The 11,059-nt window shown below is 49.4% G+C and carries 10 protein-coding genes; all 10 read right to left on the reverse strand.

All coding sequences use genetic code 11. From position 1 onward, the window contains the following. Positions 1-65 precede the first annotated feature (65 nt). The 10 genes from EDM58_RS19815 to EDM58_RS19860 all read right to left on the reverse strand — a co-directional run bounded on the left by EDM58_RS19815 (position 66) and on the right by EDM58_RS19860 (position 10,737). Positions 66-1,034 carry a 2-hydroxyacid dehydrogenase gene (locus EDM58_RS19815; RefSeq protein ID WP_023558987.1) on the reverse strand — a complete coding sequence of 323 codons (969 nt, stop codon included), beginning with the start codon at positions 1,032-1,034 and terminating at the stop codon, positions 66-68. A 27-nt stretch (positions 1,035-1,061) separates the two neighbouring features. Then, entirely contained in the window at positions 1,062-2,195 is a 1,134-nt protein-coding gene (locus EDM58_RS19820) for a glycerate kinase (protein WP_122914853.1), read from the reverse strand. A 13-nt stretch (positions 2,196-2,208) separates the two neighbouring features. Next, positions 2,209-3,519 carry a TRAP transporter large permease gene (locus EDM58_RS19825; RefSeq protein WP_122914854.1) on the reverse strand — a complete coding sequence of 437 codons (1,311 nt, stop codon included), beginning with the start codon at positions 3,517-3,519 and terminating at the stop codon, positions 2,209-2,211. Next, entirely contained in the window at positions 3,497-4,003 is a 507-nt protein-coding gene (locus tag EDM58_RS19830; RefSeq protein ID WP_122914855.1) for a TRAP transporter small permease, read from the reverse strand. The genes EDM58_RS19825 and EDM58_RS19830 overlap by 23 nt, the downstream gene beginning before the upstream one ends. A 142-nt stretch (positions 4,004-4,145) precedes the next feature. Then, positions 4,146-5,186 carry a TRAP transporter substrate-binding protein gene (locus EDM58_RS19835; RefSeq protein ID WP_023558991.1) on the reverse strand — a complete coding sequence of 347 codons (1,041 nt, stop codon included), beginning with the start codon at positions 5,184-5,186 and terminating at the stop codon, positions 4,146-4,148. A gap of 25 nt (positions 5,187-5,211) precedes the next feature. Next, a complete protein-coding gene (locus EDM58_RS19840) occupies positions 5,212-6,702 on the reverse strand; it encodes an aldehyde dehydrogenase family protein (protein WP_122914856.1) in 1,491 nt (496 codons plus the stop codon). Between the two features lie 38 nt (positions 6,703-6,740). Continuing rightward, positions 6,741-7,910: an iron-containing alcohol dehydrogenase gene (locus tag EDM58_RS19845; RefSeq protein ID WP_122914857.1), complete on the reverse strand. Its 1,170-nt coding sequence runs from the start codon at positions 7,908-7,910 to the stop codon at positions 6,741-6,743. Positions 7,911-7,923: 13 nt separating this feature from the next. After that, positions 7,924-9,000 (reverse strand): Ldh family oxidoreductase, encoded by a 1,077-nt coding sequence (locus tag EDM58_RS19850; RefSeq protein WP_023558994.1) that lies wholly within the window; start codon positions 8,998-9,000, stop codon positions 7,924-7,926. Next, on the reverse strand, positions 8,981-9,670 hold the full coding sequence (locus EDM58_RS19855; RefSeq protein ID WP_023558995.1) for an RraA family protein: 690 nt from the start codon (positions 9,668-9,670) through the stop codon (positions 8,981-8,983). Before EDM58_RS19855 ends, EDM58_RS19850 begins: the two co-directional genes overlap by 20 nt. An 11-nt stretch (positions 9,671-9,681) precedes the next feature. Then, on the reverse strand, positions 9,682-10,737 hold the full coding sequence (locus EDM58_RS19860; RefSeq protein WP_342769044.1) for a LacI family DNA-binding transcriptional regulator: 1,056 nt from the start codon (positions 10,735-10,737) through the stop codon (positions 9,682-9,684). Positions 10,738-11,059 lie beyond the last annotated feature (322 nt).

Genomic DNA, 11,059 nt, shown 5'->3' on the forward strand with positions numbered 1-11,059 from the left:
CGCCCATGCCGGGCACACCATCAAAAAAGCTTCGATCCCAAAGCGGGATGAAGCTTTCGTTCTTTTTAAGCGTGATTTACGCGATTCTGCGGCGTCTCTCCCATTACTCCTTGGATCAGATTGGCCGCAGCCAGCTCTGCCATCCGTGTCCGCGTCTGGATGGACGCACTGCCGATGTGTGGCAGCGTGACCACATTGGGCAAAGTCAGAAGCGGATGATCAGGATCGACTGGTTCCTGCTCAAATACATCAAGTCCCGCTGCCCAAATCTTGTTCTGTTTCAACGCTTCATACAAGGCTGCTTCATTGACAATGCCGCCACGGGCCGTATTGATGAGAATCGCCGATTTTTTCATCAAGGACAGTTCTCTATCTCCGATCAGGTTCCGTGTCTCTTCCGTATACGGTGTCATCACACAGACAAAATCGGATTCCCGCAACAAACTGTCCAGATCAGCAAACTCGATTCCCCATGTTTTTTCCGCTTCTTCCTTGCGACTGCGATTGTGGTAGAGGATACGCATGTCAAAGCCTTTTGCCCGTTTCGCCAGCGATTCGCCGATCCGGCCCATGCCAATGATCCCGAGCGTCGCCCCATAGATATCCTGACCGGTTAGCAGCATCGGGGACCATGTTTTCCAGCTTCCCTCTCGCAGAAAATCAGATGCTTCCACAATTCTGCGTGCGGTGGCCATCAACAAGGCAAACGTCAAATCTGCAGTGGTTTCCGTCAGTACGCCGGGAGTGTTGGTCACGAAGATGCCTTTTTCGGTAGCCGCAGCTACGTCGATGTTGTTATAGCCAACAGCCATATTGCTGATGACTTTTAACTGCTTCGCTTTTTGCAATAGCTCCTCGTCAATCGTCTCCGTCAAGAGACAGAACAAACCGTCAATGTTTTCGATTTTTTCTTCCAATACGTCGCGTGGGACAGGAACGTCTTCTTCCTCCCACATCTCAACCTGACAGACTTCGCTGATCTTCTCCAACGTGCTATCGGGAATTCGTCTCGTAATATATACGTTTGGTCGCAAGGTACACCATCCTCTCTGAAAACTTCGCTATGCGAACCGCTTCATGAACCTTATTATCTGCTCCACTCGCTCCTGTACCCATCCTTCAGCCTGTTCCATCGCCTCATCGAGACTGCAAGGCTTGGGCACGATCGAAAAGCCTGCAAGCAAACCGATCTCATCCATCTGCTCACTAGTCAGCTCCATGCCTCCACAAATGGCGATAGTCGGTATCTGATAAGGCTTTGCTTTCTTGCATACGCCAGCAATGACCTTGCCAGCCATCGTTTGTTCGTCCAGCTTCCCTTCGCCCGTGATGATCAGATCGGCAACTTGTATGTTTTGCTCAAATTGAATCGCGTCCATGACAAGCTCAATTCCGGATTTGAATTCTGCATGAAGGAATGCCAGTAAGCCAGCCCCCATCCCGCCAGCAGCCCCGCTTCCGGGCAGATGACGGACATCGACTCCCAGCTGCTTTTCTACTACGTCAGCAAAACGGGATAGCGCCATGTCCAAACGCTGTACCATCTCTGGTGTAGCTCCCTTTTGCGGTCCGAAGACAGCCGATGCTCCATTGGCACCGCATAATGGGTTGTTCACATCGCTGGCGATGGTAAAGGTAGACTCTTGCAGCCTTTTGTCCAATCCGGAGAGGTCCATGTAAGAAAGCTTTTCGAGTGAAGCCCCGCCTTTCGGTAGCAAAACGCCATCCTGATCGTAGAATGAAGCCCCCAACGCTTTCAACATGCCGACTCCACCGTCATTGGTAGCGCTTCCGCCCAAACCTATGATGAATTTTCGATAGCCTTCGTTCAGGGCGTGTACGATCAGCTCCCCGGTTCCGAAGCTGCTTGTGATAAGCGGATTTCTCTCATCGGGCCTCAACAGGGGCAGACCAGAAGCCTGAGCCATTTCGATAATCACTGTAGCATCGTCGCCAAGGATGCCATAGACTGCTCGAATGGGCCTGCCCAATGGGTCGTTTACCTGTACGAGCCTGGTTTGGCCTTTGGTGGAATAAACCATGTTCTCCACGGTTCCTTCCCCACCGTCTGCCAATGGGAGCTCGATCACTTCAATCTCCGGATCCACAGCATGAATGCCCCTGCGCGCAGCTGCGCATAAGTCTCGGGCAGATATCGAACCTTTGAAGGAATCCGGTGCTACTACGACTCTCATTCCGTTCCCCCTTCTACTTCAAGATAGATGGCAGCCAGAGAGATATCTGCGGTAAATAGGTTACCAACAGAATATCAATAATTAGAATCAAATAGAACGGCAGCATCGCCTTCATGATTTGTTCGATGCGTAGTCCAGCAATCTGGCAAGCGACAAATAAGTTAACACCTATAGGTGGCGTAACCATTCCAACCGCCAGATTCACAATGATGATGATTCCAAAATGGAGCGGATCAATACCGAATTGCATGGCAACAGGTGTCAAAATCGGCGCAATAATGACAATCGATGCCCCAGTCTCGAGAAACATCCCGACCAGCAGCAAGAGTAGATTGACGAGCAAAAGGAAGACGATAGGACTGTCAGAAATAGAGACAAACCAGTTGGCGACGAGGCTCGGAACCTTTTCAGCCGTAAGTACCCAGCCGAGCAATCCTGCATTTCCGATAATCAGCATGATAACAGACGTCGATAAAACCGAGCTGCGCAAAATTTCCATTATTTTTGTCTGATTTAAGGTACGATAAACAAACAGACCGAGGACTAGCGCATATCCGACTGCGACTGCTGCTGCTTCTGTAGGTGTAAATATCCCGCCATAGATTCCTCCGAGAATGATGACAGGCATTAACAAAGGCAATATCGCCTTGCGCAGTGCTTCCCATCTTCCCTGCCAGCTCAACATTTTTGCTTCCGCCTCTTGCTCTTCTGCGCTCAGCACTTGTTGACCGTAGCCATTTCGCTTGCTCACGAGATAGATCACCAGCATAAGAGAGAGGCTGATGAGAAGCCCAGGACCGATACCCGCCAGAAATAAATCCCCGATCGAGATCGCTGTTCCTGCACTCAAGGCGAAGATGATCATCGGAATGGAGGGGGGAATGATGACACCCAGTTCACCCGAAACCGCCTGGACAGAAGTCGAAAACGGCTTTGGGAAACCTCGCTTGACCATTGCCGGGATCAGGATGCTGCCAATTGCTGCGGTCGTCGCGGCACTTGACCCGGAAATCGAAGCAAAAAACATCGCAGTCAATACCGTCACCATACCCAATCCACCCGTCATGCGGCCAACAATTGAGTTAGCCAGGTTGATCAGGCGTTGCGATATTCCGCTGTACTGCATGATATTCCCGGCAAGGATAAAGAACGGAATGGCCATCAACGGAAAGGAGTCAAGGGAGGAAAATACTCTCTGGATCACGACTTGCAGAGATATCCCGCTGTCCATCATAGCAAAGATACTAGCTAGTCCCATCGAAAAGGCGACCGGGATGCCCAGCGCAAACAGAATGATCAAACTAGAGAATAAGATCCCCGCCATTCTTCTCCTCTCCTTTCTCTGTAAAAATTTCGATCAGGACAACAATACTGTTCAAAAAGGCCAGAATTGCTCCTACCGGAATCGCAGCATACGTCCAGGCAACCGGAATATCCATAGCCCCTGTGCTTTGCCCCACCAGATTCGCCATGATGCCGAAGCCGTATTTGATCAGAATGAACAATAAAACGAGATTAACCAGGACGGTAATAACCTCCAGCACCTTTTTCACCATTTTGGGAACAAGCTGTTGGATCACTTCAACAGAAATCAAAAGCCCCTTGCGTAAAGCGATTGCCGTACCCAAAAAAACGATCCAGATCATTAAGTAACGTGATAGCTCCTCTGACCACACTAGCGGGTTTCTCAAAATATATCTGGCGAAAACCTGAAAGATCGTAAGCAGCGAAATCAATCCAAAGATGACGGCAATCAGATTAAAGATCCAGCGGTTCATGCGATCTGCTACTGCAATTACATGTCTCATATGTCCTCCTCGTAACGTAGCATGCTTACATTCCTTCTCAATCACCCCCGTATGTATCCATCCTCATTACATACAGGGATCATCGAAAATGGCTGAGAGGAGGGGGGAAAGGATTGCCCTTCCCCCCATTGCTCGTGACTGTTTACTTGGCAGACTGAATTTTTTCGTAGAGTTCCTTCACTTCAGGGAATTGCGTATCTACGAAGCCTTCCAGTTTGGCCTGGAATGCTGCCAGATCAGGTTCAACCAAAGTCATACCTTCCTCCTGCAGCTTGGTCAAAAACTCGCTGTTGCCCTTATCCACCTGTTCGATGACATACTTTTTGGCTTGGCCATTCGCTGCTTCCATCAGAGCATTTTGTTGTTCTGGGCTGAGGGAATTGAACTTGTTACTGCTGATGACCATCGCGATCGGTTCACGAACGTGCTCCGTCTTGACCAGGAACTTGTTCACTTCACTGAATTTAGATGAATAAATCAGAGACAGCGGATTCTCCTGTCCGTCAATCACACCTTGTTGAATGGCTGTGTACACCTCGCCAAATGCCATTGGAGTAGGTGCAGCTCCTAGCTGTTGGAAGGATTTTACAAATACAGGGCTTTCCGGTACGCGAATCTTTAATCCACTCAGATCTTCAGGTTTCTTCACTTCTTTGTTCACAGTCAGCCAACGAGCACCACGATCCCAGTAGGTTAATACTTTATATCCCGACTGCTGTTCGATGGCTGCTGAAACTTCTTTACCTACTTCACCGTCATACACTTTGTTAAAATGCTCTTGATTTTCAAACATGAAAGGTACTGTAAAAATCTTCGCAGCATCAGAGGAACCGGACAGAACACCCGCGCCCCCGATCCAGATATCCGCTGTACCCACCTTCAATCCTTCAAGAAGGTCCTTGTCTTTCCCTAATGTTCCATCTCCAAATACTTCAATTTTGACAGAACCATTGGATAACTTGTCCACTTCCGCTGCAAACTGCTCTACGGCTTGTGAATGGATTTCAGAAGCTGTCCATACATGGCCCAAGTTCAGTTTTACCGCACCAGCAGTCTCCGCCGGTTTACTTTCACCTGCTGCCGGCTGACTGCCTCCTTCATTGGTAGCTGGCGATGAAGAACAACCAACCAGCAATGACAATGCTACTGAGAAAACACCTGCTGCTTTCATCCACTTCTTCATGTCTATCTCTCCCCCATTTTTTCGATTAATCGTATTGGAAGTATACGACCTTCAATTCTGTAAAGAAATCTTTGTTGGTACTGCCAATCGAATAAGCGCCGAACCCAGATTGTTTTACACCACCGAATGGCATATAAGCTGCACTGGCTGTACCGTGATTAATATGAACCATCCCGCTCTCGATCTGTTCAGCGAAGCGATATGCGGATGAAAGATTATCTGTAAAGACAGATGCGGCAAGCCCATACTCGACAGAATTGGCGATCTCAAATGCTTCCTTCTCGTCTTCTACCGCAATGACACTCAGTACTGGTCCAAAAATCTCTTCCTTGGCGATTCTCATATCCGGAGTCACCTGGTCAAACAAGGCGGGTGTCATGTAACTGCCATGCGCATACTCACCTTCCGAAAGAATCTCTCCTCCCGCGAGCAGACGTGCCCCTTCTTCCTTGCCGATTCGCAAATACTCTTGGACAGAATCGAGATGGCTTTTGTTTACAAGCGGTCCCATGTTGGCCTTCTGTTCCCAGGCTGGGCCTACTGTGATCATTTGGATTTCATCCAATAATGCCTTTGTTAAAGCCTCAGCCTGATCTTTTAGCACAATGACCCGGCTGATTGCCGTACAACGTTGACCGCTGCAAGCAAAGGCCGCACCGACAATCTGCTTTGCTGCATTTGCCAGATTGGCGTAATCGAGCACGACTGCCGGATTTTTTCCGCCTAACTCCAACTGGGTTCGCACCAATCGTTTGGCAGCGATTTCATGGATCGCCACTCCTTGCTTGGTCGATCCCGTAAAGCTGATCCCTTTTACCAGCGGATGTTTTACAAGCGGATCTCCAACCTTCGACCCGCTGCCAATCACCAGATTGACGACACCTTTTGGCACACCCGCTTCAGCAAGCAGCGAGAACAGCTTGGTCGTTGCCCACGGTGTGTTAGAAGCCGGTTTGAACACAACGGTACATCCGTAGGCAAGCGCAGGTGCTATTTTTCGAACAGGTGTGACAACAGGGAAATTCCACGGAGCGATGGCGGCGATGACTCCAATCGGCTGTCGTATCGTCGAATTCCACACGTGAGTCCGCTCACCAGGCAAAGTCTCGCCGTCCATCCGAATCGCATCTCCTGCTGCAAAGCGAGTTTCCTTGGCGGCACGGACAACCTCTCCACGAGATTCTGCCAGGGCTTTTCCCTGTTCAGCCGACAGCATGTAAGCCAGTTCGTCGATATCTCGCTCCAGCAGATCGGCAAACTTCATCAGGATCGCGCCACGATCCGGCGCAGGCAATGTAGACCAGGATTTGAACGCTTCGTTGGCTACTACAACAGCTGCATCTACATCAGACTCAGTAGAATCCGGAAAATAACCGAGCAGCTGCGACTTGCGGGCTGTGTGATACAGTGGAACCGTTTTTCCATTGCTGCTGTCAACCCATTGTCCATTGATGTAATTCCCGTACGTTTTTCCCGCATTTTGGTCCAGCCAAGTCAGCATGTCGTGTTGAGACATTGCAAATTCCCCTTCCCAGCTTGTCTTTTATGAAATGATCAATCCTTTTTCATAGCTGCTCTGCAGATTTGCTTCAGGTCTTCCAAGGTCGGTTTGCGTGGATTGACGGGAACATTGCCTGACAGCATGGCTTCTTCGGCAATAAAACCGAGGTGCTCTTCCTTCAGTCCGTAGTCTGAGAGCGTCTGCGTGATCCCGACATCCTGTTTCAACTGTCGAATCGCCACGACGGAACGCTCTGCTGCTTCCCGGTCACTGAGATGCTCGACCTTCTCCCCAAAAATCGATGCGATTTCCGCAAACTTCTCCAAATTGCCAATCAGGTTAAATTGCATGACTTCTGGCAGAAGAATGGCGTTTACCGTGCCGTGAGGAATCTTGAAATGAGCGCCAAGCGGAATGGCCAAAGCATGAGCAAGCCCCAGGCGAGTCGAGTTAAAGGCCATCGCTGCAATCAGGCTGGCGAGCAGCATATCATGACGGGCCTGCAGGTTTTCCCCCGCAACGACCGCTGCGCGCAAGCTTTTCGCAATCATTTTCATCGCTTGGATGGACATGCCCTCGGAGATTGGCTGCGTCGCTTTATTCACATAAGACTCGAGAGCATGCGTCAAAGCATCCATCCCTGTTGCTGCTGTCACGTGCGGCGGCAAGCTGATTGTCAGCTCAGGGTCGCAAAGCGCCATTGTCGGGCAGTTGTATGTACTGCCAACGCTCAACTTCACATTTTCTTTCTTGTCCGACAGCACAGACCAGATTGTCAGCTCGCTGCCCGTCCCTGCTGTAGTAGGTACAGCAATGACCGGAGCTGCTTGTTGGAGCACCTTGTTGATGCCGACATAATCACGGATATGCCCTGGGTTCGTCAGCATTGTTCCGATCGCTTTGGCTGTATCCAGCGAACTGCCGCCTCCCACCCCTACGACGAGGTTGCAGCCTTCCGCTTTGGCCAAATCAGTTCCCTTTTCTACCGACGAAATGTCTGGGTCGGCTTCGATCTCCGAAAAAATCACATAGGGTATATTGGCCTCTTTCAATGGTTCTTCCAATCGCTCGACGACACCGGCAGATACTACACCCGGGTCTGCAACGATCAGGACCTTGCTGCCACCCAAAGCTTTTACATGATCTGCGAGTGAACGGATGGAACCGTTTCCAAACTCGATGATAGTAGGAATTTCATATCGGAATACACGATTTAGTTGCATGATGAACCCCCTATTATTTCGCCTTTTCAAATTCTGCTTGTGCCAAATCGACTCCGTAGGTTTTTCCGATTGCTGTGAGTTCTTCGACTACTTTTGGTGGTAATTCGATACCAAATTTTTTACGCTCCAGGCTGCGCCGGTGTTCCAATTCACCCGGAATCAAGATCTCTTCTACCCCAGGTGCTTTCGGCTCTTGCTTGATCTCCCGGATGTATTGATCCATCCGCGCTTTAAACTGCTCGACAGGAATGAACCGATTGATGTCTACCGCGATGAAGACATGGCCGACGTTTTGTGATTCCTCCCAATTTTCGTACATATTATTCACGTATTTGCCAAATCCGGCCCCTGTTAAGACGCCCGATAGAATATCGATAAACATGGATATCGCATAGCCTTTCGGACCTCCGACAGGTAAAACAGATCCTTCCAGAGCAGCTTCGGCATCCGTTGTAGGATTTCCGTCTTTATCGATGGCCCAGCCCAATGGGATCGGCTCGCCTTTTTGTGCAGAAACGATAATTTTGCCTCGCGCTACCACACTTGTCGCCATATCCAGAATAAAAGGCAGCTCTTTTCCACTTGGGACACCGACTGCTAGAGGATTGGTTCCAATGAAAGGTCTCACGCCACCAGTTGGAGGCATCGTCTGTGAGGCGTTGGACATGACCAGCAAAATCATATCCTGCTCGATGGCCTTCTTGACGTAGTAAGCTCCGGTGCCAAAATGGTTGGATCCTTTTACGCCGACAAATGCAGCACCATGCTTCTTGGCTTTTTCCAATGCCAGGTCCAATGCCTTCGTGCCGATCACAGAGCCAAAGTTGTTCTGGCCATCTACCAAAATGGTCGCTTCGCTCTCGTTCACCTTCTCCACGGCAGCAAAGGGATCAATCATTCCTGCTTCGATGCGCTTAAGGTAGATTGCCGTCCGTACCACTCCGTGCGAGTCAACTCCTCGCAAATCTGCCTGTACCAGAGAATCGGCCACAATCGCTGCCGACTGTGCGGGTACACCCGCTTTAATAAATACCTGCTCACAAAAATGTTGTAGTCCTTCCCAGCTGTATCTACTTGGTAATGCCAACAAATTCACAGCCCTTCTGCTTTAATGTCTCATCCACCCATTTGCGATCCACGGTTCCGTCTGCAATGGACGCAAGAATGGCTTCTTCCTTCGCTTGTTGAGCTTTTACGAGCGCCAGGACCTCTTCAGCCAAATCCGCCGGAACGACGGCTAGTCCATCTTCATCCCCAACGATGATATCCCCGGGATGCACCACCATTCCTCCTACCGAGACAGGAACGTTTATTTCTCCTGGACCGTCTTTATAGGGTCCACGGTGGGTCACTCCTCTTGCATATACCGGGAACACGTCCTGTTTAAAGGCTTCGGTATCGCGGATTGCCCCGTCTATCACAAATCCGCTCACACCTTTTTTCTGAGCGATTCGAAGCATGATCTCTCCGACAATCGCGTTCGTCATATCTCCACCTGCATCGACGACAATGACATCTCCTGCTTCGGCCATGTCGATCGCCTTGTGCACCATCAGGTTGTCGCCTGGCCGAGTTTTTACGGTCAGAGCGGTCCCGACCAGCTTTCCTTCTTTATGATAAGGCGTTAATCCGGCAGCCACGCCATGCATCCGATTGAGGTTATCGCTGATATGAGGAGTGACTACGTGCCGATATTGTTCTACAAGCTCCTTCGCAGGGCGCTTGCTGATTGGAAATATTCGAAAGCCGATGTTCGCCATGATGATTCCTCCTACTTCGTCCCGCAAGAGCGGCGAATAATTAAATTGGGTTCCAGCAAAGTTGTTTTGGGTTTTACAGGCCGCTTTGCCTGAATGCGCTTGATTAGACTTTTTACTGCGATCTCTCCCATTTCATAGGCTGGTTGATTGACCGTTGTCAGCGGAGGATCCAAATGCTTCGACCAGACCGTCTCATCGTAGCCGATAAGCGAAATATCTTGGGGCACGCGCAGGTTCTGCTCCTTGATTGCTTCGAGGATTTCCAGCGTCATCATGTTGTTGGTAGAAAAAATCGCATCAACTTCTGGTGATTGTGTAAGCAGCTCCTTGGTGGCTTCTCTCACAATCCCTTTTTTCTCGGGCAAAATCCGAATCAGCGAATCACGCACAGCCAAGCCATTGCGAGACAAACCCAGCTTATATCCTTCAATCCGTTCGAGTCTCGGACTTACGCCTTCAGGAGGGTACACCATGATCGCGATATTTTTTCGACCATTTTTGCACAGCTGATCAATTGCCAGTGTAGCACCCATGACGTTATCCACGACGACAGTATCCAGCTCCAACTCGGCCACTTTACGGTTGACGGCTACGACTGGATATTTATTGCGAATCAAAGACTCGTACAAGGCAAAATTTTTCATCGTCGGGTTAATAATGATCCCGTCGACTTGTCTCATCTGCAGTCCCCTGATGTACTCTTCCTCCAATTGAGGATCGTCATTGGAGTTGCAAATCATCAAACTGTAGTCCAGAGCACGACAAGCGTCCTCCACACCCTCCAGCACCCTGGTCCAGTACGGGTTTTGCAAATTGGACAAAATGATTCCCAGCACATTGGTCCGCATCTGCTTTAATCCTCTAGCCAAAGCGTTCGGGCGATAATCCAATTCACGAATCACTTCCAATACGCGTTTCTTTGTTTCTTCTGTTGCATGTTCGAAGTGACCGTTTAGAATTCTGGAGACCGTAGTCTTGGATACCCCAGCCATTTTTGCCACGTCATCAATCGTTACTTTCATTAATATCAGTTCCTCTTTTCCATATTTCTTTGAGAAATACAGGATTCATTCGTATCAGAAACATGGAAACCGGTTTTGGAAATCGGTTTCGTGAATCGGTTAACTAGATATTAACAGCCTAATAAAGCGATTTCAATATTTATTTTTTGAATTAGCAGAATTCAATTTCAGTCGTTTTATCTACACGTCGCTTACAGTAATTGACTCTTAACGGCTGTTGGGTATCAAAGTAAAAAGAAAAAACCGCGCAATCGCGCGGCTTTCCAATGGCGTCCCCGAGAGGATTCGAACCTCCGACCTACAGTTTAGGAATTATACGCGAGCCACCTTGTCCTCTCCGTAGAGGATTGTAACCGTCAAGTAGTTT

The organism is Brevibacillus panacihumi (assembly GCF_003710985.1).
Classification (GTDB): Bacteria; Bacillota; Bacilli; order Brevibacillales; family Brevibacillaceae; genus Brevibacillus; species Brevibacillus panacihumi.

Coding starts and splice junctions, on each gene's coding strand:
- EDM58_RS19820 (WP_122914853.1), bottom strand. CDS start 2,195: ATGAGAGTCGTAGTAGCACCGGATTCCTTCAAAGGTTCGATATCTGCC.
- EDM58_RS19825 (WP_122914854.1), bottom strand. CDS start 3,519: ATGGCGGGGATCTTATTCTCTAGTTTGATCATTCTGTTTGCGCTGGGC.
- EDM58_RS19830 (WP_122914855.1), bottom strand. CDS start 4,003: ATGAGACATGTAATTGCAGTAGCAGATCGCATGAACCGCTGGATCTTT.
- EDM58_RS19835 (WP_023558991.1), bottom strand. CDS start 5,186: ATGAAGAAGTGGATGAAAGCAGCAGGTGTTTTCTCAGTAGCATTGTCA.
- EDM58_RS19840 (WP_122914856.1), bottom strand. CDS start 6,702: ATGTCTCAACACGACATGCTGACTTGGCTGGACCAAAATGCGGGAAAA.
- EDM58_RS19845 (WP_122914857.1), bottom strand. CDS start 7,910: ATGCAACTAAATCGTGTATTCCGATATGAAATTCCTACTATCATCGAG.
- EDM58_RS19855 (WP_023558995.1), bottom strand. CDS start 9,670: ATGGCGAACATCGGCTTTCGAATATTTCCAATCAGCAAGCGCCCTGCG.